At 72.1% G+C, this 23,354-nt stretch carries 25 protein-coding genes; 7 read left to right on the forward strand and 18 right to left on the reverse strand.

Going from position 1 to position 23,354, the window contains the following annotated elements:
• Window positions 1-355: 355 nt before the first annotated feature.
• Complete coding sequence (locus J2S43_RS20300; protein WP_306831110.1) at window positions 356-1,585, forward strand: IS110 family RNA-guided transposase; 1,230 nt, start codon at window positions 356-358, stop codon at window positions 1,583-1,585.
• A 264-nt stretch (window positions 1,586-1,849) separates the two neighbouring features.
• Here J2S43_RS20300 and map read toward each other — a convergent pair whose 3' ends face one another.
• On the reverse strand, window positions 1,850-2,617 hold the full coding sequence (gene map, locus J2S43_RS20305; protein WP_306831512.1) for a type I methionyl aminopeptidase: 768 nt from the start codon (window positions 2,615-2,617) through the stop codon (window positions 1,850-1,852).
• A gap of 66 nt (window positions 2,618-2,683) precedes the next feature.
• Here map and J2S43_RS20310 point away from each other — a divergent pair, with 66 nt between their 5' ends.
• From J2S43_RS20310 to J2S43_RS20325, 4 genes are all read left to right on the forward strand, one after another.
• Window positions 2,684-2,968 (forward strand): helix-turn-helix domain-containing protein, encoded by a 285-nt coding sequence (locus J2S43_RS20310; RefSeq protein WP_306831514.1) that lies wholly within the window; start codon window positions 2,684-2,686, stop codon window positions 2,966-2,968.
• Window positions 2,969-3,046: 78 nt separating this feature from the next.
• Window positions 3,047-3,271 carry a PfkB family carbohydrate kinase gene (locus J2S43_RS20315; protein ID WP_306831516.1) on the forward strand — a complete coding sequence of 75 codons (225 nt, stop codon included), beginning with the start codon at window positions 3,047-3,049 and terminating at the stop codon, window positions 3,269-3,271.
• A 91-nt stretch (window positions 3,272-3,362) separates the two neighbouring features.
• Window positions 3,363-3,785: a CBS domain-containing protein gene (locus J2S43_RS20320; protein WP_306831518.1), complete on the forward strand. Its 423-nt coding sequence runs from the start codon at window positions 3,363-3,365 to the stop codon at window positions 3,783-3,785.
• A 163-nt stretch (window positions 3,786-3,948) separates the two neighbouring features.
• Window positions 3,949-4,413, forward strand: coding sequence for an SRPBCC family protein (locus J2S43_RS20325; protein ID WP_306831520.1), 465 nt, complete (start codon window positions 3,949-3,951; stop codon window positions 4,411-4,413).
• On the opposite strand, the gene J2S43_RS20330 is transcribed toward J2S43_RS20325, so the two are convergent.
• The 7 genes from J2S43_RS20330 to J2S43_RS20360 form a co-directional block, all read right to left on the reverse strand.
• On the reverse strand, window positions 4,381-5,706 hold the full coding sequence (locus J2S43_RS20330; RefSeq protein ID WP_306831522.1) for a glycoside hydrolase family 43 protein: 1,326 nt from the start codon (window positions 5,704-5,706) through the stop codon (window positions 4,381-4,383). The two genes, J2S43_RS20325 and J2S43_RS20330, sit on opposite strands and share 33 nt — an antisense overlap.
• Window positions 5,707-5,806: 100 nt before the next feature.
• Entirely contained in the window at window positions 5,807-6,466 is a 660-nt protein-coding gene (locus tag J2S43_RS20335) for a response regulator transcription factor (RefSeq protein ID WP_306839348.1), read from the reverse strand.
• Window positions 6,467-6,468: 2 nt separating this feature from the next.
• Complete coding sequence (locus J2S43_RS20340; protein ID WP_306831523.1) at window positions 6,469-7,803, reverse strand: sensor histidine kinase; 1,335 nt, start codon at window positions 7,801-7,803, stop codon at window positions 6,469-6,471.
• Between the two features lie 48 nt (window positions 7,804-7,851).
• Complete coding sequence (locus J2S43_RS20345; RefSeq protein WP_306831525.1) at window positions 7,852-9,090, reverse strand: MFS transporter; 1,239 nt, start codon at window positions 9,088-9,090, stop codon at window positions 7,852-7,854.
• An 87-nt stretch (window positions 9,091-9,177) separates the two neighbouring features.
• The gene (locus J2S43_RS20350; protein WP_306831527.1) at window positions 9,178-9,684 is read right to left on the reverse strand and encodes a hypothetical protein; all 507 of its coding nucleotides are present in this window, start codon (window positions 9,682-9,684) and stop codon (window positions 9,178-9,180) included.
• A 69-nt stretch (window positions 9,685-9,753) separates the two neighbouring features.
• A complete protein-coding gene (zwf, locus tag J2S43_RS20355) occupies window positions 9,754-11,256 on the reverse strand; it encodes a glucose-6-phosphate dehydrogenase (protein WP_306831529.1) in 1,503 nt (500 codons plus the stop codon).
• 244 nt (window positions 11,257-11,500) lie between these two features.
• Window positions 11,501-11,683: a hypothetical protein gene (locus J2S43_RS20360; protein WP_306831531.1), complete on the reverse strand. Its 183-nt coding sequence runs from the start codon at window positions 11,681-11,683 to the stop codon at window positions 11,501-11,503.
• A gap of 74 nt (window positions 11,684-11,757) precedes the next feature.
• On the opposite strand from J2S43_RS20360, the gene J2S43_RS20365 reads away from it, so the two are divergent.
• Window positions 11,758-12,003 carry a hypothetical protein gene (locus tag J2S43_RS20365; RefSeq protein WP_306831532.1) on the forward strand — a complete coding sequence of 82 codons (246 nt, stop codon included), beginning with the start codon at window positions 11,758-11,760 and terminating at the stop codon, window positions 12,001-12,003.
• A 228-nt stretch (window positions 12,004-12,231) separates the two neighbouring features.
• Here the strand turns inward: J2S43_RS20365 and J2S43_RS20370 are convergent, their stop codons facing one another.
• Both J2S43_RS20370 and J2S43_RS20375 read right to left on the reverse strand, forming a co-directional pair.
• The gene (locus J2S43_RS20370; protein WP_306831535.1) at window positions 12,232-12,813 is read right to left on the reverse strand and encodes a helix-turn-helix domain-containing protein; all 582 of its coding nucleotides are present in this window, start codon (window positions 12,811-12,813) and stop codon (window positions 12,232-12,234) included.
• Between the two features lie 18 nt (window positions 12,814-12,831).
• On the reverse strand, window positions 12,832-14,514 hold the full coding sequence (locus J2S43_RS20375) for a LuxR family transcriptional regulator (protein WP_306831536.1): 1,683 nt from the start codon (window positions 14,512-14,514) through the stop codon (window positions 12,832-12,834).
• Between the two features lie 92 nt (window positions 14,515-14,606).
• Here J2S43_RS20375 and J2S43_RS20380 point away from each other — a divergent pair, with 92 nt between their 5' ends.
• A complete protein-coding gene (locus J2S43_RS20380) occupies window positions 14,607-15,410 on the forward strand; it encodes an alpha/beta fold hydrolase (protein ID WP_306831538.1) in 804 nt (267 codons plus the stop codon).
• Between the two features lie 164 nt (window positions 15,411-15,574).
• Here the strand turns inward: J2S43_RS20380 and J2S43_RS20385 are convergent, their stop codons facing one another.
• The 8 genes from J2S43_RS20385 to J2S43_RS20420 form a co-directional block, all read right to left on the reverse strand.
• Window positions 15,575-15,826, reverse strand: coding sequence for an excalibur calcium-binding domain-containing protein (locus tag J2S43_RS20385; RefSeq protein WP_306831540.1), 252 nt, complete (start codon window positions 15,824-15,826; stop codon window positions 15,575-15,577).
• A gap of 234 nt (window positions 15,827-16,060) precedes the next feature.
• The gene (locus tag J2S43_RS20390) at window positions 16,061-16,705 is read right to left on the reverse strand and encodes a TetR/AcrR family transcriptional regulator (protein WP_306831544.1); all 645 of its coding nucleotides are present in this window, start codon (window positions 16,703-16,705) and stop codon (window positions 16,061-16,063) included.
• A 321-nt stretch (window positions 16,706-17,026) separates the two neighbouring features.
• A complete protein-coding gene (locus J2S43_RS20395) occupies window positions 17,027-18,487 on the reverse strand; it encodes a class I adenylate-forming enzyme family protein (protein ID WP_306831547.1) in 1,461 nt (486 codons plus the stop codon).
• On the reverse strand, window positions 18,484-19,686 hold the full coding sequence (locus J2S43_RS20400) for an acyl-CoA dehydrogenase family protein (protein WP_306831549.1): 1,203 nt from the start codon (window positions 19,684-19,686) through the stop codon (window positions 18,484-18,486). The genes J2S43_RS20395 and J2S43_RS20400 overlap by 4 nt, the downstream gene beginning before the upstream one ends.
• A 2-nt stretch (window positions 19,687-19,688) precedes the next feature.
• Entirely contained in the window at window positions 19,689-20,723 is a 1,035-nt protein-coding gene (locus J2S43_RS20405) for a phosphotransferase family protein (RefSeq protein ID WP_306831551.1), read from the reverse strand.
• Window positions 20,720-21,532 (reverse strand): SDR family oxidoreductase, encoded by an 813-nt coding sequence (locus J2S43_RS20410; RefSeq protein ID WP_306839350.1) that lies wholly within the window; start codon window positions 21,530-21,532, stop codon window positions 20,720-20,722. The genes J2S43_RS20405 and J2S43_RS20410 overlap by 4 nt, the downstream gene beginning before the upstream one ends.
• Before the next feature lie 5 nt (window positions 21,533-21,537).
• Window positions 21,538-22,506: an NADPH:quinone oxidoreductase family protein gene (locus tag J2S43_RS20415; RefSeq protein ID WP_306831552.1), complete on the reverse strand. Its 969-nt coding sequence runs from the start codon at window positions 22,504-22,506 to the stop codon at window positions 21,538-21,540.
• Window positions 22,503-23,264: an SDR family oxidoreductase gene (locus tag J2S43_RS20420; protein ID WP_306831554.1), complete on the reverse strand. Its 762-nt coding sequence runs from the start codon at window positions 23,262-23,264 to the stop codon at window positions 22,503-22,505. The genes J2S43_RS20415 and J2S43_RS20420 overlap by 4 nt, the downstream gene beginning before the upstream one ends.
• Between the last annotated feature and the right edge of the window lie 90 nt (window positions 23,265-23,354).

Below are 23,354 nucleotides of genomic sequence, written 5' to 3' on the forward strand. Positions count from 1 at the left end.
CTGAGCTGAGAACCCAACCCTAAACCCGAAGATCAGATTCATCTTCCCGCTTCCGGCGGCTCAGTTTCCGCATGCTCCCGCGGGCAACGGTCGGCCGCGGGCGGCCTCCCTAATGGGTTCTAGAGGTCGGGTCGGTTGTGTTGCAGACTCGGTGTCTGGTAGCCGCAGCGGGTGAGCACTGTTCCTCCCGGGGCCGTTGAGTCCTGCGTGCAGATCGTGCCCCTGTCTGTGATGTGTGAGGACCGTACGGCTGATGGGGTGTCGTGCCCGCCGGATGGCGTGAGCACTGATCCATTAGGGCGCCGGGTCTTCCATGTGGCTGCGGGGTTGTTGTTGCTGGTGGGGAGGGGTTCGGGTGTTGTTCGTCGGTGATGACTGGGCGGAAGATCATCATGATGTGGAGGTGCAGAACGAGGCCGGGCAGACACTGGGCGTGGTGCGGTTGCCGGAGGGTGTGGAAGGAGTGACCCGGTTCCATGAGCTGGTGGGCCGGTTCCTGACCGGGGATGCCGGGCCTTCGCAGGTGCTGATATGCATCGAGACGGATCGCGGGCCGTGGGTGCGGGCGCTGGTCACGGCCGGTTATCAGGTATTTGCGGTCAACCCGAAGCAAGCGGCCCGGCACCGGGAGCTGCTGTCGCTGTCAGGAGCGAAGAGTGACAAGGGCGACGCGCGGATGCTGGCGGACATGCTCCGGACCCGCCGGCATCAGTTACGGCCCGTCGCCGCGGATTCCGAGATCGCTGAGGCGGTCAAGGTCGTCGCGAGGGCGCATCAGACACTGATCTGGGAACGCACACGGCACATGCTGCGGCTGCGCACGGCGTTGCGGGAGTATTTTCCGGCCGCGGTCGCCGCTTACGAGGAGTTGACGCTCACCGGCCGTGACGCTCTGGAGCTTCTGGCGAAGGCCCCGACACCGGCCGGCGCGGCGAAGCTGACCCTGGCACAGATCGGTACGGTGCTGAAACGGGCCCGCCGCCGCAACGTCGAGGGCAAGGCGGCCGGGATCCAGCAGGCGTTGCGGACCGTCGAGCTCGGCCAGCCCGAGACGGTCACGGCCGCCTATGCGGCCTCGGTCCGGGCGACGGTCGCGGTCCTGCAGACCCTCAACACCGAGATCAAAACCCTGGAAGGGCAGGTCGAGGAGCATTTTGGCCGGCACCCAGACGCTGAGGTCTATCTCAGCCAGCCCGGTATCGGGGCTGTCCTCGGCGCCCGGGTGCTCGCCGAGTTCGGGGACGCCGCCGGCCGTTACACCGACGCGAAATCCCGGAAGAACTATGCCGGAACCGCACCACTGACCCGCCAGTCCGGGAAAACGAAGACCGTCTACGCCCGGTTCATCCACAACAACCGCCTCATCGACGCCCTGCACATGCAGGCCAGCGCCGCGATGCTGCACGATCCCGAAGTCCGCGCCTACTACGACACCCTCCGCGACCGCGACGTCAAGCACCAAGCCGCACTCCGCCAGGTCGGCAACCGCCTCGTCGGCATCCTCCACGGCTGCCTCAAGACCCACACCCCCTACGACCAGGCCACCGCCTGGTCACACCGCAAGAAAACCACCACCACAACTTGACACCTCAGCTCCAGGGGTGTCTGCACGTCCCGCACCCCAAGACCAAACCCCGCCCCGCACCCGGCCCGGCACGGGCACCTCCGGCCCGGCACCGGCGCTTCGCGCCCGAAATATCACGTTATGTCGGGCGGACGAGTGACGCGGTCGCAGGGCTGTGCGGGTGAGGATCATTGAGTGATACGTGGGGACGATCGAATCGGCATTTCGATCGTCCCCACGTATCACTCAATGATCGCCCGGCCGGGCTCGCACTGTCGTGAATGGTCAGGGGGCGGTCAGGATGACTGGCCCGGTGGCGGTGACGGCGACGGTGTGTTCGGCGTGGGCGGCGCGGGTGCCGTCGTGTGTGCGGAGGGTCCAGCCGTCGGGGTCGGTGCGGTAGGCGTCGCGGCCGGACGCGATCAGCATGGGCTCGATGGCGATGACCAGGCCGGCTTCGATGCGCGGGCCGCGGGCGGGGAGGCCCTCGTTGGGGATCGACGGGGACTCGTGCATCAGGCGGCCGACGCCGTGCCCGCCGTGGCCGGCCATGATGCCGTAGCCGGCGGCCCGGGCGACGCGGCCGATCGCGTGGGCGACGTCGCCGATCCGGGCCCCGGGACGGGCCGCGGCGATGCCGGCCGCGAGCGCGCGTTCGGTCGCGTCGATCAGCGCGAGGTCCGCGGCGCGCGGCTCACCGACCGTGAAACTGATCGCCGAGTCGCCGCACCAGCCGTCCAGGTGGGCGCCGCAGTCGATGCTGACCAGGTCGCCGTCGGCGAGCCGGTAGTCGACGGGGATGCCGTGCACGATCGCGTCGTTGACGCTGGCGCAGATCACGGCAGGGTACGGCCGGGGCGCGCCGGCCGGGTGGTAGGCCAGGAAGGACGGCGTGGCGCCCGCGTCCGCTATCACCTTGGCCGCGATGTCGTCGAGTTCGAGAAGGCTGACGCCCACGGCGGCGTGCGCCCTGACCGCGGCGAGCGCGTGCGCGACGACGCGACCGGCCGCACGCAGCGCCGCGATCTCCGAGGGCGATTTCAGCTCGATCATGCCGGTCTCCTTGCCGCGCTGGCCGGGGCTGTCGTCGATAACTATACCGGTATTACTATCTGAGCCATGGTGAGGGTGCCGTTGAGCGAGGAAGAGCGGGAACGCGGCGAGCGACTGGGCCGCGCCCTGCGCGACGCCCGCGGCGCCCGCAGCATCGTCGAGGTCGCGTCCGCGGCCGGCATCTCCCCCGAGACCCTCCGCAAGATCGAGACCGGCCGCATCCCGACCCCGGCCTTCTTCACAGTGGCAGCACTGGCAGGAGCCCTCGGCCTCTCCCTCGACACGGTCTCGGCCGCCTCCACCCCGCTCCCCCGCACCGAGACCCCCGCAAGCGACGATCTGGCCGCCTAAGCACCTGTCCAAGGTTTTGTTCGTAACCGGCCGGGCCGACGCGGCGGAAACTCTCCGTGGGGCGCGGACGGTCACGTCGTGATCCCCGGTGTGCGGATCGCGAAGGCCGACACCACCGGTGCCGGGGATTCGCTGGTCGCGGGTCTGGTCGCGGCCCTGCTGCGCGGCGACGAACCGGTCGCGGTCGCGAAGTACGCGGTCGCGGCCGCCGCTTCCACGCTCGGCCGTCCCGGTGGCCGCCCCGATCTGACGCGGGAGAGCCTGGCCCGGCAGCTCGCCCTGATCGACGACGCACTGCGCTGAACCGGCATCTTTTAACCCGATTCCGGCGGGTTCGCACCTTGGGCGCGGTATCAAGGAGGCAAGTGCGTCGAACCCGGAGGTGTGGCTGATCATGACGACGGCTCGCGAGATCATGACGACCGACGTGACCTGCGTCGGCGAGAACGAGTACCTGTCGGCCGCGGCGAAGAAGATGGCCGACCTGGACGTCGGGTCGCTGCCGATCTGCGGCGTGGACAACAAGATCAAGGGCGTGATCACGGACCGCGACATCGTGGTGAAGGTGCTCGGCAAGGGCAAGGACCCGAACTCGATCACGGCGGGCACGCTCGCCCAGGGCGAGGCGATCACGATCGGCGCGGACGACGACGCCCGCGAGATCCTGCGCACGATGTCCCAGCACCAGGTGCGCCGGCTGCCGGTGATCGACGGCACCAGCCTGGTCGGCATCATCGCGCTGGCCGACGTGGCCCGCGCGATGTCCGACCGCCCGGTCGGCGACCTGCTCGAGGCGCTGTCCCAGAACGGCCGCTGAACGAACCCACGGCCGCGGACACAACCGCGACACCCACGGCCGCCGACACGGCGACAACACCACGGCCGCAGCCAGGCGCGGCAACGCCACGCGGCCGGCACAGCGGCAACACCACGGCCGAGGCCGGGGTCACGACGGTCGCCCGCCCGCATAGGATCATCCCGTGCGGACGGGCGATTTCCACTACACGGCACGGCCGCACTGCACCGCCTCCGAGGCGATGACCGTGCTCGCGGACCTGACCCGGCAGGGCGAGCTGCACCCGCTGATCATCGCGGTGCACACCGAGGAACCGCCCCGCCCCGGCGCGATCCGCAGCTACACGATCACCGACGCGATGCGCTGGGGCCCGCTGCGGTTCCGGATCAGGTATCAGGCCGACATCCTGAGCGAGTCGGCCACCACGCTCGACACCGTCGCCCGCCAGTCGCCGAACGTGACGGTCCGCAACCGGACCACGGTCACCGCGCAGGACGACGGCCGCACCCGGATCGACTGCCACGTCACGCTGACCGCGCCCACGCCGCTGTTCGGCTACGCCTTCGCGCAGGCGCGGCGAGCCCACGGGGAGCTCGCCGCCCGCATGGAGGAGGCCCTAAGCGGCCCAGGCGGTCACCGCCCGGAATGAGCTGTCCGCGCGGAACGTGGCCGTGTCCTGGTAGAGGTCGACCCGCAGCTCGTAGTTGTAGTGCCGGATGTACCGGCCCGGATAGTTGTACGACTCCAGCGCCACCGACCCGGACACCGAGCCCACGCGCGCGCAGTAGGTGGCGTCCTTCCCGAACGTCGCCGACCCGTCGGACGCGTCCAGCCGCAGCCGGAAGTCCCAGTGCCGCAGGTACGACCCGTTCGCCGCGCGGAACGAGTAGCAGTTCGCGTCCGCCAGCCCCGGCACGATCGTGACGGTGGCGTCCTGCTTGACCTGCGCGGTCGACGACGACGTCACCGGCTCCACGTAGCCGAGGTAGTCACGGTGCCGCACGTACCGGTCGGGGACGTTGACCGACTGCAATGAGCGGGCGGCGAGAGGCAGCGACGCGCCGCCGGAAACGACCTCCTTCAGCACCGTGAAGTGCCGGGCGAACCCGGAGAGCCCCGGCAGCGTCTGCGGTGCCGTCCAGGTGGCGAAGCCGTCGTAGGAGTCGCTGAAGTAGTACTGCCCGACCGTGTAGCCGTCGAAGTAGATCCGCCATCCGCCGTTGTCCAGCGGGATCAGCGCCTGCCCCTCGCGCGGCCCGCCCCAGCCGGCCCAGTTCCCGGTGCGGGAGATCGTGTACGGCCCGGTCAGCGAGGACGCGGTCGCGTACTCGATGAACTTGGTGGTCTCGTTCTTGGTGAACGCGTGGTAGGTGGAGCCGATCCTCACGATGTAGGTGTCGATGTTGTTCGGCCCGATGCCGCTGAGCACCTGCGGCGCCGACCACGCGCTGAGCGCCGCGTTCGAGGCGGTCAGCTTGTACGGCTTGAAGTCCGCACCGTTCGTGGAGAGCGAGACGATCACGTTCACGCTGCCGTTGGAGTCGATGAAGAACTCCGGCGCCCAGGTGTTCTGCACGGTCATCGGGATGGTCACGTTCCGCACGAACGTCCAGTTCAGACGGTCCGTGCTGCTGGCCAGCCCGATCGTGTTGCCGGTCCAGTTGGTGGTGTAGACGACCCAGTACTTCCCGTCCGTGTGCCTGATGATGCTGGGATCGCGGATCAGCCCGGTCGGCGGCGTGAAGGCCGGGCCGCGCAGCAGCCGGAACCCGGTCGCGTCCGGCGACTCGTAGACGTACATGTTCGACTCGCTGCTGTTCGTGAACGCGGTCATGGTGTACCGCGTCCACGATCCGGCCGGCGGCGCGGCCGCGGACGCGGGAACCGAGAAGCCGAGAAGAGCACAGAACAAAATCAGAAACCCTGCGACGGTACGTCTCACGACAGCCTCCATGGCGGCGAACACGCGGGTGTCCGGCGTGTTGCTTCGATGTGTCGGCGAGGCAGTTCGTGAGCCAGTGTTAGCGCTCACACGGACTAAGTCAAGGCCGTCGATGCGGTTCGCGCAGATACGCCAGCACCGCGAGCACCCGCCGGTTCGAGTCGTCGTCCGGTGGCAGGCCCAGCTTGGCCAGGATGTTCCCGACGTGCTTGCCGACCGCGGCCTCGGAGACGAACAGCGCCCGCGCGATCGCCGCGTTCGACAGCCCGGTCGCCATCGACGCCAGCACCTCCCGCTCCCGCGCGGACAGCCGGGCCACCGGGTCCTCCGGCGCGCGCTGCAGCAGCTGCCGGACCACGGTCGGGTCGATGATCGTGCCGCCGGCCGCCACGCCGCGCAGCACCTCGACGAACTCCTCCACGTCCGCGACCCGGTCCTTGAGCAGGTAGCCGACGCCCCGGCCGCCGTCCGAGTCGAGGAGCGCGGCCGCGTAGGAGCGCTCCACGTATTGACTCAGCGCCACCACCGGCAGCCCGGGACGGGCTGCGCGCAGCGTCAGTGCCGCGCGCAGCCCGTCGTCGGTGAGCGTCGGCGGCATCCGGATGTCCGTCACGACCAGGTCCGGCGCGTGCGCACCGACCGCCTCGATCAGCGCGGTCGCGTCGCCGACGGCCGCCACCACCGGCAGCCCGAACCGCTCCAGCAGCCCGGCCAGGCCCTCCCGGAGCAGCACGCCGTCCTCGGCCAGCACCACCCGCAGGGTCACGACGCCACCTCGGGCTGCGAGGCGCGGATCCAGGGCAGCTCGACGCGGACCACGGTCGGGCCGCCGGGCGGGCTGGAGAGCAGCATCCGGCCGCCGGTCACGGCGGCCCGGTCGGCCAGCCCGGTCAGCCCGGTGCCCAGGTCCGGGCTGGCGCCGCCCCGCCCGTCGTCGGTCACCTCGACGATCAACTGTCCCTGCTCCCGGTACGCACGCACCCAGGCCTGGCCGGCGTGCCCGTGCCGGACCGCGTTCGTGAGTGCCTCCGCGACCACGAAGTACGCCGTGCTCTCCAGGTGCGCGGCCGGACGCTCGCCCAGGTCGCTGTGCACGGTCACGGACAGCGCGGTCCGGTCGGCCAGCTCGCGCAGCGCCGCGGGCAGGCCCAGGTCGGTGAGCACCTGCGGATGGATGCCGGCGATCAGGTCGCGCAGCTCCGCCATCAGTGCCTTCGCCTCCTCGTGCGCCCTGGCCACCGACGCGGCGGCCGGGGAGTCGTCCGGCACGTCCAGCTTCGCGAGGCCGAGCTGCAACGTGAGGCCGACGAGCCGCTGCTGGGCACCGTCGTGCAGGTCGCGCTCGATCCGGCGCCGCTCCGCCTCGAACCCGTCGACCAGCCGGGCCCGGGAGCGGGTCACCTCGACCAGCTCGGTGTGCAGGCGGGCGCCGGACACCGGCTCGTTCAGCAACGCGGTCGCGATCAGCCCGTGCAGCCCCGCGGTCAGGCCGCACAGGTACGGCAGCGGCGTGACCAGCAGCAGTCCGATCAGCGTGGCGGGCAGTGCCTGGGCCGGCGTGGTGACCTCGACGAAGACCAGTTGCATCGGGCTGGCCGGGGAGACGACCAGCGGCGCGACGACGAGCGTGAGGGCGAGCGCGGCGTAGAGGAACGCGGCCAGGTAGAAGACCGGCACGGCCGCGGCGAGCAGCGTCCCGTAGACCACCGCACGCCAGGTCGCGGCCTCGGTGTACCGGGTGACCAGCCAGGACCACGGGCCGGTCCGCGGCGGCATGCGGTGGCCACCGCGGACCGGCTCGGGCCGGATCAGCCGCAGCCGGTACCGTTCCAGGGCCGCCAGCGGCAGCGCGAGCAGCGGCGCACCGGCGGCGTAGAACGCGACGCTGAGGCCGGTCACCACGATCGCCGTGCCGATCTCCACGGTGCTGTTACCGGTCAATGCCATGATCAGCATGACCGCAGGCAGCAGCGGCACCGCGAGCGGCCAGGCCAGGAGCGCGGCCACCGGCGTGCTGAGCAGGTACAGCAGTGATCGCCACGGCCACGGGGTGAGCACATAGTTACGGCGTTTCATCGCAGTGAGCGCGGAGTCCATGGATGAAGACGCTATTCAACCGCGCCGCGCCGGAACACCGCCGTGCGCCTACACCCGGGGTAGGTCTACCCCTACCTCCACCGGCGTCAGCTCCTCGATCGGCTCGACCTCGGCCGGCGCGAACGCGTTGCCGCGGAGCAGCGTGATGGCCAGGACGACCACGCCGGCCGCGGCGGTGAACAGCGGGACGGTGGCGAGCAGTCCGGCGTCGTTGGCGACCGCACCGAGCGCGGAGCCGGTGACGATGCCGGCCTGGAAGACGATGCCGGTGAACGCGTTCGCGGTCTCGGCGCGCGGGCCGGGCGCGCGGCGCAGCACGGCGAGCGCCACGCACACGTTGAGCACGGAGAACGCGCCGCCCCAGATCACCACCATGGGCAGGCCGGCGATCCCGGTCTCGAACGCGCCGGCCATCCACAGGCCGGCGAGCGCGATCGTGAAGGTGGCGGCTGCCACCCGTACCCCCGTGATGGGTTTGATGTCCGCGACGCGGCCGGCGAGCGTGGCGCCGACCACCGCGGCCGCACCGTAGGCCAGCAGCAGGATCGTCAGCCCGGTCCCGGTCACGCCGAACCGCTGCTCGACGTAGGGCGCGATGAACGTGTAGAGCGTGAACTGGCCGGTGACCGCGAAGAGCACCACACCCTGGATCGCGAGTACGCCGGGGAGCCGCACGGTCGACAGCACGCTCCCGCCGCCGCCGCGCACGGACGCGCCGGGCATCGCCGGCATCAGGCGCGCCACCAGCACGCCCAGCGCGACCGCGACCACGCCGACCGCGAGCATCGCGATCCGCCAGCTGGTCACCTGGCCGAGCAGCGTGGCCAGCGGCGTGCCGATCACCAGCGCGACCGAGCCGCCGACCATCACGCGCGCGCCGGCCCGGCCGCGCACCTCCGGACGGGCCAGGCGCATCGCGGCCGGCGCGGCCACCGCGAAGTAGACGCCGTGGCCCAGCGCGGCCAGCCCGCGGCCGAGCGCCAGCGTCAGCACGTCCGGCGCGGCGGCGGCGAGCAGGTGGCCGACGCCGAAAACGGCCGCGCTGGCCAGCAGCACCTGCCTGCGGTCGAAGCGGGAGGACCACCGGGTGAGCGGGATGGCGGAGGCGGCGGCGATCAACGCGTACGCGCTGACGGTCAGGCCGATCCGGCTCTCGGTGACGCCGAGGCTGTCCGACATCTGCGCGATCAGCCCGATCGGCAGCGTCTCGCCGGTGACGATGATGAACGCGATCGCGGCCAGCGCCACCGTCGCCACCGCCTCACCACGCCGCGACAGCCCGGTCATGTCTCACCTCTCCCTGGAACGTCAGCCCTTCATGATCCGGGAAGTGCGACCACGGTACGAAGGGTTTTGTTCCGGGTGGGAGCGGCGTCACTGCCGGGTGACGGCCCTGCGGTAGACCTCGGGGGCGAGCGTGGAAGGGCTGGAGACGCGGGCCGGGGCGCCGGTGGACTCGGTGCCGCCCAGCTCGGGAACCGCCGGTTTCTCCCGGGCGAGCAGGCTCTTGCCGAGCGCCGCGATCGTGGTCACCACCGCAACGTTGAGCGCGGTCGTCCAGTCGAACTCGACCGCGTTGAACACGCCGGCCGCGGTGATCGAGGCGAGCAGCGAGGAGAGGAAGGTCTTGGAGAGGCGGACGAACACGTCCGGCCAGAACGACAGGTCGGTCGCCTTACCGAGGTATTGCAGCCCGGTGAGCAGCACCGACGCGAGCGCGGCACTGAGCGAGACGGTGATCGCGTAGGTCCACGGCAGGTCCGCGACGGAGGTGACGGTGCCGCCGGCCAGCAGCGTGGCGAAGAAGACCTGCCCGGCCGACCAGCCGGCCCGCTCGACGAAGTCGAGGAATATGGGGTTGGTGCGCAGCTTCTCGAACATGGCCAACATCGAACCATGTCCGTCCATGGAGGCGCACCCCCTTCTCCGGGGCACGCCTCCGTTGGACGATCAGCTGTTGTGCCAGGTGCGGCCGTCGCGCTCGAGCAGCCGGTCCGCCTCGGACGGGCCCCAGGACGCGGCCTCGTAGAGCGGGACCGGGGTGCGGTCCGCGGCCCAGGTCTGCAGGATCGGGTCGACGATCCGCCAGCACTGCTCGACCTCGTCGGAGCGGATGAACAGCGTCGGGTCGCCCTTGAGCGCGTCGAGGAGCAGCCGCTCGTACGCCTCCGGGGACTCCTCGGGGAACGAGCCACCGTAGGAGAAGTCCATGGTGGCCGAGCGGACCCGGAAGTCGTGACCCGGCACCTTCGCGCCGAAGCGCAGCGTGATGCCCTCGTCCGGCTGGATGCGCAGGATCAGCGCGTCCGGCGCGAGGTCCTTGGCCTGGCCGACCGGGATCGGCAGGTGCGGCGGGCGCTGGAACTGCAGCATGACCTCGGTGACGCGCTTCGGCAGGCGCTTTCCGGTGCGGATGTAGAACGGCACGCCGGCCCAGCGCCAGTTGTCGACGTCCAGGCGCAGCGCGGCGAACGTCTCCGTACGGCTGAGCGGGTTGACGCCCTTCTCGTCCCGGTAGCCGGGCATCAGGTCCGCCTCGGTGCCGCCCCGGGTGTACTGCCCGCGGACCGCGATCCGGGAGATGTCCCGGTTCGTGGGCAGCCGGATCGCCTGGAGCAGCTTGACCTTCTCGTTGCGCACGTTCTCCGCGTCGAACGAGGACGGCGGCTCCATCAGCGCGAGCGCGAGCACCTGCAGCACGTGGTTCTGCAGGATGTCCCGGGTGGCGCCGGCGGTCTCGTAGAAGCTGCCGCGGGTGCCGACGCCGAGCGTCTCCGCCACGGTGATCTGCACGTGGTCGACCCAGGTGCGGTTCCAGATCGGCTCGAAGATCGCGTTGGCGAAGCGCAGCGCCAGCAGGTTCTGGACCGTGTCCTTGCCCAGGTAGTGGTCGATCCGGAAGACCTGCGACTCGTCGAACGCGTTGTGGACCGTGCCGTCCAGCTCGCGCGCGGAGTCGAGATCGTGCCCGTACGGCTTCTCGATCATGATGCGGGAGAACGCGCCGGGCCGCGGCTCGTTCAGGCCCGCGTCCTTGAGCCCGTTCACCACGTGCGGGAACGCCTCCGGCGGCGTGGCCAGGTAGAACGCGCGGTTCCCGGCCGTGCCGCGCTCCGCGTCGAGGGTGTCGAGAAGTTCCCGGAGCCGGCGGTACGTATCCGGGTCGTCGTAACCACCGGAAACGTACCGGAAGCCGTCGTTGAGCTCGGGGGACACCGACTGCCCGCCGGTCATCCGGGTGCGGAAATCCTCGTCGGACATCGGCGACCGGGCCACGCCGACCACCGCGAACTGTGCCGGGAGCCGCTTGTGGCGCGCCAGGTTCTCGACCGCGGGGCCGAGCTTGCGGGCGGTCAGGTCACCGGACGCACCGAAGATCACCAGGACGCCCGCGGGCGCGCGCCGATGGTCGTCTGGGAAAACGGTTTCCGGGGCCGGCAGTTCGTCAGTCATCAAGACCTCCACGGTTGACACGGAACACACGAACATTCTGTCGGTCCGGCTGCTCGCCGGACCGGGCCGGGCATGATCACTGACAGACACCCCCACTGTCACGTGTACCGGGGCGCGTCCGGTTCAAGTCTTCTCGAAGAGAATGCCCGGCGGCAGCCGGATAGGTTAAAGACATGGGTGATCTTGGACATTCCGGTTTCTCGCTCCGGAGACTCGGGCTCACCGTCTACCTTCCGGCCACCGTCTACTCGATCGGGCACGCCTCCATCCTGCCCGTCGTCGCGGTCAGCGCGGTGGAACTCGGCGCGTCGCTGAGCGTCGGCGGCCTGATGGTCGGCCTGATCGGGCTCGGCCAGGTGGCCGGCGCACTGCCGTCCGGCTCACTGATCACCCTGTTCGGTGAACGCACCGCCATGCTGCTGGCCACCGCGCTGCTCCTCCCGGCACTGCTGGTCGCGATCGCCGCCACCTCGGTCTGGGCACTCGGCGCAAGCCGTCTTCGTGATCGGGCTGGCCGCCGCGCTGTGGGGCGTCGCCCGCCGCGCCCAGTTCCTCGGCGCCTGGCGCCTCTGCGCCGACCTCGGCAGCGGCGGCGGCCCACTCCTGATCAGCGCCCTCATCGCCACGTTCTCGCTGCCCGCCGCCGTCCTGACCATGTCCGCCGTCAGCGACGCCGCCGTCACCACCCTCTGGCGCTTCGTCCCCCGCCACCGCCCCCGCACGCCGGCTCCGACGTCAGCCCGCTGACCACACCCACGGGATTCCCTCCGGCCTGGAGCGCGCGGATGCCTTGGAGTCGCGCGCCGGCGTGCCGGACGCGACCGCGCGGCCTGTATCGAAGTGGGAGACGGGCTGCGGCGAGGCTCCCGTGCTCTACGCCCGAAATTTCGCCGTATCTCACCCCGCGCGCGACACGCACCGCGCGCCCGCTGCGGACGCCGGATCGATGCGCGTCGCGGGACCCGCTGCGGATGGTCAGGTCGTTCGAGGGCGGGCGCGGAGGTGGGCGCGTTCGCCCTGGGTGCCGAAGAGGCTGAGGAACTCGACCGGGGCGGCATCGGCCGCGCCGAACCAGTGCGGGACCCGGGTGTCGAACTCGGCGGCCTCGCCGGGCTCCAGGATGAGATCGTGGTCGCCGAGGACCGTGCGGAGGCGGCCGTTCAGCACGTAGAGCCACTCGTACCCCTCGTGGGTCTTGAGGTCCGGCGTGTGCCGGTCGCTCCCCGGGCCGATGACCATCTTGAACGCCTGGATGCCGCCGGCCCGCCGCGTCAGCGGGATGACGGTCATGCCGTGCATGGTGGCCGGGCGGAGATGGATCCGCGGGTCGCCGGTCTCCGGCGCGCCGACCAGGTCGTCGAGGGTGACGCCGTGTGCGCGGGCGAGCGGCAGCAGTTGCTCGAGCGTGGGGCGGCGGTCGCCGGACTCCAGGCGGGAGAGCGTGCTGACCGAGATGCCGGTCACGGCGGAGAGCGCGGCGAGCGTGGTCTCCCGCTGTCTGCGCAGCGCGCGCAGCCGCGGGCCGACCGCCTCCAGCGTCCTGTCCAGGTCGTCCATGCCGAAAGTGTGCCAGCGTCAGGTGATCATCTTGACCAGCGCGACCCGGGAGCTGATCCCGAGCCGGTGGAAGATGTTGCGCATGTGGTGATCGACGGTCCGGGGGCTGAGGAACAGGCGCGCGGCCACCTCCCGGTTCGTCGCGCCGGACGCGACCAGCCGCGCGATCTGCAGCTGCTGGGCGGTGAGCGGCACGGCCGCACCGGCCGGCCCGACTCTGCCGCCGCCGGCCCGCAGCTCGGCGCGCGCCTGTTCGGCCCAGGGCCGGGCACCGCACCGCACGAAGGCGTCCAGGGCCGCGCCGAGCTGTTCCCGGGCCTGGCCGGGCCGCCGCCGGCGCCGAAGATCACGACCGAACAGCAGCTGGGTACGCGCCCGCGCGAACTCGCTCTCGCCGGCCAGGTGCAGGCGCAGCGCCTCCCGGAAGTACGCGTCCGCCTCCGTGCTCCCCCGCCGGGCCAGCAGCGCGTGACACCGGGCCGACAGGGCGCGCCGCAGCGGCTCGCCGGTGCTCTCCGCCCATCGGTCGAACGCGGCCAGCGCCACCCGCGCCGCGCCCGGGTCACCGGCCAGCACGGCGGCCTCCACCAGGTCGGGCGCGGCCATCACCTGGACCAGCACGTGCCCCCGGCCGGATCGCGGGTCCGCGATGCCGCCGATCCGCGCCACCGCCTCGTGCGGCCGCCCGGCCAGCAGATCGAGCACGCCCAGCGCCCACCGGCCCAGCGCGCGGGGACGGCCGGCGCCCGCGCCCACCTGCGCCAGCCGCCATCGGCACGCGGCCCGGTCGCCGCGCAGCGCGGCCAGCAACGCCAGCGTCGCGAGGTGCGGGTCCGCGGCGTCCGGCCGGCCCGCGACGGCCGCCGCGCGGACGCCGGCCAGCGACGTGCTCACCGCCGCGTCGTGCGCCCCACGCCACAGCTCCGCCGCACCCTTCAACTCCAGGGCCCGCGGTACGAGCGAAGGGTCTCCCCCAGCGCGCGCGGCCGCCTCGGCCCGGACGGCCAGCCGCAGCGCCGCGCCGTCGTCGCCGCAGGCCAGCGCCGCCGCGCTGCCCCGAACCGGCCCGGTCACCTCCGCCGCGCCACTCACCGGGTGCTCCGCGAACGCCACCACCCGCCGCAACGCGGCGACGGCCTCCGCATAGCGCCCGTCGAAGAGCGCGCCGAACCCGTCGATCTGCGCCAGCAGCGCCGCGGTCCCGGCGGGGTCGCCACCAGCTGCCGGGATCCCGGCAGAGCCGCCACCGAATGCCACGAGCCCGGCAGCATCGCCACTGGACACCACGATCCCGGCAGAATCGCCACCGAACGCCACGAGCCCGGCGGGGGCGTCGCCGGGGGCCGCGGTGCCGTCGCGCGGCCCGGCTGCCCGGGACGTGACCTCGCGGTAGCGGAAGTGGTCGCCGAGGGCGCAGATCGCCTCGCCCGCCCGGACCAGCGCCTCCAGCCGCGCCGGACCGGTGAGCGAGTCCGCCGACCGCAGTAGCCGGCCGACCGCGTCGCCCGGCTCCGCGCCGCGCGGCACCGCGGCCTCCGGACCGGCGGTGGACCGGACGGGGGCGAGCGTGCCCGCGAGTTCCCGCACCGCCGCCGGGTCCTCGCCCAGTCGATCGATTGACGCGGATATCAGCGCCGCGAGCGCGTCGCGCAGACCGGGGTGACGAACCCTGGATATCTGCACCGACAATGCATCATCCATCGGGACAGTGTTACGCAGAAGTAACGCCGCAGGGAAGACCCCGGCGATTCTGCCGATGACAAAACGCACCGGAGGTGCCGACACTGGAGCGCATGCCGCAGAGATTCGTGTCGTTCGACGGAGTCGAGATCAGCTATCAGGAGTGGGGACGGCCCGGCTCCGTACCCCCGGTGATCCTGCATCATGGTTTCGCGGTCGACGCACAGACCAACTGGGTCCTGCCGGGAGTCGTCGACGCGATAGCGTCGACCGGCCGGCACGTGATCGCGCCGGATGCCCGCGGCCACGGCGCGTCGGAGAAGCCCACGGACCCCGCGCGGTACGGCGAGGACACCATGGCCCGCGACCTGACCGTGCTGATCGACCGGCTCGGCGTGGCCGAGGCCGACCTGGTCGGCTACTCGATGGGCGGCGTGGTCGCCGCGATCACCGCCGCCACCGACGGCCGCATCCGCCGCCTGGTGATCGGCGGCGTGGCCGCCAGCCTGGTCGAGCGCGGCGGTGTCGACTCGCGCGTGCTGCCGCAGGGCGAGGTCATCGCGGTCCTGCTGGCCGACAGTCCCACCGCGATCGCCGCCTCCCCCGCGATGGCCTTCCGCGCGCTGGCCGACGCGGTCGGCGCGGACCGCCGCGCCCTCGCCGCCCAGATCACCGCCGCGCACCGCACCCCGATCCCGCTGCACGAGATCACCGCCGACACCCTCGTCCTCTGCGGTCGCGACGACCCGTTCGCCGCCCGCCCCGAGATCCTCGCCGCCGCCATCCCCCGCGCCCGCCTGCGCCGGATCCCCGGCGACCACCTCGGCGCGGTCCGCGATCCCGCATTCGCCGCCGCCCTCGTGGACTTCCTCACGACCCTGACGGTCCACACAGAACATCCACTCCCGGCTGAGTGATCAGCTGGCTGAACGGCAACCGCACCCCGGCCAGCCGACACGGCAACCGCACCACCGGGCCGATCGCCGCCACCGGCCGGCCCGCCTCGACCGGTCCGGGTGCGGCGATCTTCGATCGACCGGGTCGGCCGGGGCACCACGTCACCGGCGCCCCGGCCCGCACGTCAGCGCTTCTCGCAGGCGACGCCGTCCTTGTCGCGGTCGAGGTGCGTGTTGGCCAGGTAGACCGCCGTCATGACCTTGAACTTGGTCACCGGCTTGGTCTTCCCGCGCACCTTGTCGATCGACCCGTACCTCGCGACGCCGTGCGGGTGTGCCGCGTTCATCGCCGCGCAGTTCTTGTAGACCGGCGGCTTCTTCGGCGCCTCGGCCTGCGCCGGCGCCGCGAGCAGCGCGAGTGCCGGCGCTGCCAGCACGGCTACCAGGATCGTCCTCATCGTTCGCGACATCGCGCCCCCAAATCGAAGATCAGAACCAACACAGCAGATCCTCACGGGTACGCGGTCCCCCCACGCCACAACGCTAACCCTTCACCCGCCGGAGTGATCAATCGGCGGGAACGGCGGGGGCCTGCACCGCGCGACCGGCAGGGAGCCCAGCCGCCGACCCCTGCGCGGGAGCATGCCCCGGCGCAAGACGCCGGCAGCGCCTCAGATCGGGGTGGCCATGGCCGTGATCAGCAGCGCGGTGACGGTGCGGGACATTGTGGCGCGGGCCTCGTCGACCGGGAGCGCGAGTTCGTCGCGGAGCAGCGACCAGCCGGCCCAGGTGGTGGTGACGCTGAGCGCGTCGAGGAGTTGGGGGCGGCCGGGGCCGGCGGCGGCGAGTTCGTGGGCGAAGAGGGCTTCGAGCTCGGTGCGTACCCGGGCGATGTGGCGTTTGCGGTTGTCGCGGAGCTGGGCGGAGAACGGTTGCTTGATCGTGGCGGCGCGGGCCAGCGGGGCGACGATCTCCAGCAGGCGGGCGCGCTGCCGGCAGAACTCGTCGACGCGCGTGGTGAACGGGAGCGTGGGGCTGATCTCGGTCCAGGCGGCCTCCTGGCGGGAGACGAGCAGCGCGTCGGTGGCGGCGAAGAGCGTCTCCAGGTCCTTGAAGTTGGTCCAGAGCGCGCGGAGCGAGACGCCGGCGCGGTCGGCGATGCGTTCGCCGGTGGGCTTGAGGTCGCCCTCGGAGATCAGCGCATAGTGGGCCTCGACGATGGCGCGGCGGGTGCGTTCGGCCCGGGCGGTGCGGCCGTCGACTCTTGCAGGAGTGGAATTCCCATTGCCGGCCAAGGCCGTGTGCGAGTCAGCCATGTCCCCACCGCCTCTGTCGCCGGCGCCGGGCACCGGAACTCCCTTCCCGGCACGGGCGCACCGGGCTTCACGCGCGCAGGCGACGGCCGCCGCACCGCGAGCGGACCCGCCACCACCGGCCGGACCCACCACCGGCCGAATCCGCCAGCCGGCCCCACCGCCAGCCGACTCCGCCAGCCGAACCCACGCGAGCCGAACCGACCGCGGGCCCTCCACCACCGGCCGGCTCAGAGACCGGCGCGAGTGGCAGCCACAGGACTGACCCTAGAACCAGTCGTCGATCTCCGGAAACCGGGCCCCGGTGGCGCGGGGTCGCGAGCGTCAGGGCGGGGATGCGATTCCCGCGCGGAGACGTTTGCGGTCGACCTTACCGACCGAGGTCAGCGGGATCGCGTCGACGATGCGGATCTCCCGGGGATACTTGGTCGGGGAGAGCACGGTCTTGGCGTATTCGACCAGGTCATCGGCGGAGACGGCGGACGAGACCGTCACCATCGCGACCACCTCCTCGCCGAGCCGGTTGTCCGGCCGGCCGACCACGGCGCATCCGGTCACGGACGGGTGCCGCATCAGCGCCTCCTCCACGTCGCGCGGATAGACGTTGTAACCGCCCCGGATGATCACGTCTTTCTTGCGATCGATGATGGAGAGATAGCCGTCGTCGTCGAAGACCCCGACGTCACCGGTGCGCAGCCAGCCGTCCGGCGTGAAGTCGCGGGTGCCGTCCCAGTAGGCGGCCATCACGTTGGGTCCGGACGCCACGATCTCACCGGGCTCGCCCGGCGGCACCGGCGAGTCGTCGAAGCCGACCAGGCGCAGCGACACCCCGGGCACCGGCATGCCCACGGTCCCGGCACGCGCCCGGCCCGGCGGCGTCGAGGTGAGGATGCCGGCCGTCTCGGTGCACCCGTAACCCTCCAGGATCTGCACGGACGGCACCCGGCGCACGAACTCCTCCGCGACCGCGCGGGGCAGCGGCGCCGCGCCGGAGAACACGTTGCGCAGCGCGGAGAGGTCGAAGTCCTCCAGGGGTTCCGCCAGCAGCATGGAGAGCATCGAGGGCACGACCGCGGCCTGCTGCACCCGGTGCTCCTCGGCCACGCGCAGCCAGGCCGGCGCGTCGAAGAAGCGCAGCAGCACGCTCGACTCCGGCTCCGGGATCTGCTGGGTGCCGACCGTGACCAGCATGCCGTACGAGTGGGACAGCGGCAGCGCGGTCACCGACCGGGAGATCCCCGGGACGAAGCTGACCCTACGGGACGCCGCCGAGGCCGCGTCGATGTTCGCGTGGGTGAGCGCCACGCCCTTGCTGCGCCCGGTCGTGCCGCCGGTGTAGAGCAGCGCGGCCAGCTCGTCCTCGCCCCGGTCGATCAGCGGGCCCTCGTCCGTCTCCAGCGGCGCGAAGTCCACGACCACCGGGATGTCCGACCCGGCCAGCGCCGCCTGCACCTTGGGCAGCAGCTCGGCCGTGGTGATCACCGCGACCGCGCCGGAGTCGTCCACCATGTGGCGCAGCTCGGTCGGCGTGACCAGGAAGACGATCGGCGTGACGACCGCGCCGGCGCGCCAGATCGCGTGGTAGCTGATCACCACCTCGGGACAGTTCGCCATGAACACCACGACCCGGTCGCCGGGCTTCACGCCGAGCGTGCGCAGCCCGGCGCTGAACCGCACCGCGCGGTCGAAGAGCTCCACGGAGGAGTGCCAGGTCCCGGCCGCGCAGATCGCCGGGTAGTCGCCGTGCTTGTCGTGCGCGGACTCGAACAGCCGGGCCAGATTCATGCCTTCCACCTCGCCAGCTCGCGCCGGGCCAACCCCCGGCGGTGCACCTCGTCGGGACCGTCCGCGAGTCGCAGCGTGCGCGCCGCGACCCAGAGCTGGGCGAGCGGCGTGTCCTGGCTGACGCCGCCCGCACCGTGCGCCTGCACCGCCTTGTCCAGGATCCATTCCACGGTGGACGGCGCGGCCACCTTGATCGCCTGGATCTCGGTGTGCGCACCGCGGTTGCCGACGGTGTCCATCAGCCAGGCGGTCTTCAGCACCAGCAGGCGCAGCTGCTCGATCCGGACGCGCGACTCCGCGATCCAGTCCTGGATCACGCCCTGGTCCGCGAGTGGCCGGCCGAAGGCCTCCCGGGAGGTCACGCGCCGGCACATCAGCTCGATCGCGCGCTCGGCCATGCCGATCAGCCGCATGCAGTGGTGGATCCGGCCCGGGCCGAGGCGCGCCTGCGAGATGGCGAAACCGTCGCCTTCGGCGCCGATCAGATTCTCCGCGGGTACGCGTACCCCGTCGAAAATGATCTCCGCGTGCCCGCCGTGCGCGCCGTCGTCGTAACCGAACGTCCGCATGCCGCGCACGATGTGCACGCCCGGCGTGTCCCGCGGGACCAGGATCTGGCTCTGCTGACGGTGCCGTTCCGCGGACGGGTCGGTCTTGCCCATCACGATCAGGATCGCGCAGGCCGGGTTCATCGCGCCGGTGATGAACCACTTCCGGCCGTCGATCACGTACTCGTCGCCGTCACGCACGATGCGCGTGGTGATGTTCGTGGCGTCGGAGGAGGCCACGTCCGGCTCGGTCATCGCGAACGCGGACCGGATCCGGCCGTCGAGCAGCGGTTCCAGCCACTCCTTGCGCTGCGCGGGGGTGCCGAACTCGGCCAGCAGCTCCATGTTGCCGGTGTCCGGCGCGGCGCAGTTGAGCGCGGCCGGTGCGAGCGCCGGGCTGCGGCCGGTCAGCTCGGCGAGCGGCGCGTACTGCAGGTTCGTCAGGCCGGCGCCGTGCTCGCCGGGGAGGAACAGGTTCCACAGGCCGCGCGCGCGGGCCTCGGCCTGCAACCCGGCCAGCACCGGCGGCGGGTTCCAGTCGCCGGCCGGGTGCGCGTCGTGGGCGGCCTCGGCCGGGTAGACGTGCGCGACCAGGAAGTCACTGAGCCGCGCGTGGTAGTCCATGGTGGTCTCGTCGAACGCGAAGTCCATGATCACCCCTTCTCTCGCGGTAGCGCGGCCAGGCCCCGGTCGACCAGCGGCTGCACGCGCGCGCCGATCGTGTCGAAGCCCGCGCCGACGGTCTTACCTTGCGTGTAGCGGTAGTGGACGCCCTCGAGGATCACCGCGAGCTTGAACGCGGACATCGCGGTGTACCAGCCCAGCCCACCGACGTCTCGTCCCGATTTTTCGGCATAAAAGGAGATCAGTTCGCCGGTTGCCGGGTGGCCGGGCACGGTGGTGACCGGGTCGTGCGAGCCGCGCGCGGCCGGCATCGGCGTGCCCAGGTAGACCACGTACAGCCCGAGGTCGGCGAGCGGGTCGCCGAGCGTGGACATCTCCCAGTCGAGCACGGCCGCGACCCGGTCACCGCGCCCGGTGTCGATCACGGTGTTGTCCAGCCGGAAGTCGCCGTGCACGATGCTCGCGGCGGACAGCTCCGGCGCGGTCGCGGCCAGCCGCTCGTGCAGCGCGTCGATGCCCGGCAGCTCCCGGCTGCGCGAGCCGTCGAGCTGCCGTCTCCACCGGGACACCTGCCGCGCGTTGAACCCGTCCGGCCGCCCGAAATCGCTCAGCCCGACGCCGGCCGGGTCGACCGCATGCAGTGCGGCAAGCGTGTCCATCAGGCGGAACGCGAGGTTACGCACCCTCTCCGGCCCCAGCGCCCGCAACGACTCCGGATCCCGCAGCACCGCGCCGTCCACGTGCTCCATCACGTAGAACGGCGCACCGAGAACGTCCGGATCAGAACAGAGATGCACCATCGCGGGTACGGGTACGGCGGTCCCCCGCAGCGCGGCCATCACCCGGTGCTCGCGGCCCATGTCGTGCGCGGTGGCGAGCACGTGCCCGAGCGGTGGCCGCCGCACCACCCAGGTGGTGGCGCCGTCCGTGACCGTGTAGGTCAGGTTGGACCGCCCGCCCGCGATCACCGCGGCGTCCAGCGGCCCGGCCACCAGGCCGGGCAGCGCGTCGTCGAGGTGCTTGCGGAGCGCGTCCAGATCCAGGCCCGGCGGGCTGCTGGTCACGACGTCACCCCGTCCCCGGTGCGCTGACGCGGGACCGGGTGGGCCTGCTCCGCCTTCCGCTGGAGGCGGTTCATCGCGCCGAGCCAGCGCTCCGGGTCGGCGGCGCGGCCCGCGTAGAACCCGGCGACCTCCGGGTGCGGCAGGATCAGGAACCGGTCGCCGGTCAGCGCCTCACGGACCCGCTCGGCCACCTCGTCCGCGCCGATCGCGTCCTGGCCGAGCAGCATCTCGCCGACCGGGCCGGTGCCGGAGAGCATCGGCGTGCGCACCCCCTGCGGGCAGAGCGCCTGGACCACGATGCCGCGATGCGCGTACGTCACGCGCAGCCACTCCGCGAACCCGACCGCCGCGTGCTTCGTCACCGAGTACGGCGCGGAGCCGAGCATGGTGAGCAGCCCGGCCGCGGACGCGGTCACCAGGAACCGCCCGCGCTCCCGTTCGAGCCAGCGGGGCAGCGCCGCGCGGGCCGCGTGCACGTGGGCCAGCACGTTCACCCGCCAGGCGCGGTCCCAGTCCGCCGCGGGCGCGGCCTCGGTGCCGGCCGTGGGCACGCCCGCGTTGGCGCAGAACAGGTCCAGCCGGCCGAGCGAGCCCCAGGCGAACGCGACCAGCCGTTCCGCGAAGTCCGCATCGGAGGCGTCACCGGCGAAGGCCCGCCCGCCGATCTCGTGCGCGACGTGATGCGCCGCCACCGGGTCCAGGTCGTTGACCACGACGGTCGCGCCGTCCGCCGCGAACCGGCGGGCCATCGCCGCGCCGATCCCGGACCCGGCGCCGGTGATCACGACGACCGCGCCGTCGAGGTTCAGGCCGGTCACGGCACGATCACCACCCTGCCGGTCGTCTCGCCGCGGGCGAGCGCGGTCAGCCCCTCCTCCGCCCGGTCCAGCGGCAGCGTGCGGGACACGTACGGGTCGATCGCGCCCTTCGCGGCCAGCTCCGCCAGCGCGGCCGCGGCCTCGTGCACGACCTCGGGGCGGCGGCTGCGGTAGAGACCCCAGTGCAGGCCGACCACGCTGTAGTTCTTGACCAGCGCGTGGTTCGCCGCGGCCTTCGGGATGTCGCCGGACGCGAAGCCGACCACCACGATCCGGCCCTCGAACGCGACGACCTTCGTGGACGCGGCGAACGCGGCACCGCCGACCGGGTCGTAGATCACGTCCGCGCCGCGCGGCCCGCAGGCCTCCTTCAGCGCGCCGACCAGGTCGTCCGTGTGCCGGTCCACCACCGCGTCCGCGCCCAGCTCGCGGGCGATCCGGGCCTTCTCCGGCCCGCCCACCACGCCGACCACCCTGGCTCCCGCGGCCTTGCCGAGCTGAACAGCGGCCGAGCCGACGCCGCCGGCCGCCGCGTGCACCAGCAGCGTCTCGCCGGGGCGCAGATGTGCGCGGGTGTGCAGGCCGACCCAGCCGGTCTGGTACGCCACGAAGAACGCGGCCGCCTTGTCGTCGTCCAGCTCGGGCGGTGCCGGGTAGAGGAACCGCGTGTCGGCCAGCGCGTAGTCGGCGAGCGCGCCGTGCGGGAGCGCGGCGCCGCCGATCACCCGGTCGCCGGGCCGCAGGCCACTGTCGCCGGGGTCGGCGACCTCACCGCACAGCTCGATGCCGGGCGTGAACGGCAGCGGCGGGCGCTCCTGGTAGCGGCCCTGGACCAGCAGTGCGTCCGGGAAGTTGAGCGCACATGCCCGTACCCGCAGAAGGGCTTGATGTTGACCTGGTTCCGGCTTCTCCGCGTCGGTGTGCAGGCTCATGCCGCCCAGCTCGCGCACCTGCCAGGCCCTCATGCGCCGACCCGCCCGGTGAGCGTGAGGCCGCCGTCCAGCACGAGCGTCTGGCCGGTGATCCACGCTGCCGCGTCGGAGACGAGGAACGCGACCGCGCCGGCCACGTCCTCCGGCACGCCCAGTCTCCTCAACGGGTACGCCTCCGCGACCTCGGCCTCGCGCCCCTCGTAGAGCGGGGTGGCGAACCGGGTCTTGACCACCGCGGGCGCGACCGCGTTGACCCGGATGCCGGGCCCGAGCTCGACCGCGAGGCACGCGGTGAGGTGGCTGAGCGCGGCCTTGCTGACCCCGTAGAACGCGATGCCCGGCGACGGCGTGATCCCCGCGACCGAACAGATGTTGATCACCGACCCGGCCGTCATGCCGCCGTCCTTGATCGCGCGCTGGGTCCAGCCGAGCGCGCCGACCAGGTTCACGTCCAGGATCTTGCGGGCCGCGCCGAGGTCCAGGTCGGCGAGCGCGCCCGCGACCGGGTTGATGCCCGCGTTGTTGACCAGGATGTCGACCGTGCCGAAGGCTTCCGTGGCGGTCGCGATCGCCGCCGCGCGATGATCGTCGTCGTCGGCCTTGCCCGCGACTCCCCTGGCCCGCTCGCCCAGGCCTTTGACGGCCTCGTTGAGCGCCTCTTCCTTGCGGGCGGTGATCACCACGTTCGCGCCCTCGTCGATCAGGCGACGGGCGATGCCGAGGCCGATGCCCCGGGACGCGCCGGTCACGACCGCGGTCCGGCCCGCCAGGCCGCTGCTGTCCTCGGTCACTGCACCTCCAGGTTTGTGCACCGCCGATGCAGATTCTAGGACGGTCCTATCTCGGCGGTCAACGATGGATTTTTACACTACGGATGCATA

The sequence above is a fragment of the Catenuloplanes nepalensis genome (assembly GCF_030811575.1).
Classification (GTDB): Bacteria; Actinomycetota; Actinomycetes; order Mycobacteriales; family Micromonosporaceae; genus Catenuloplanes; species Catenuloplanes nepalensis.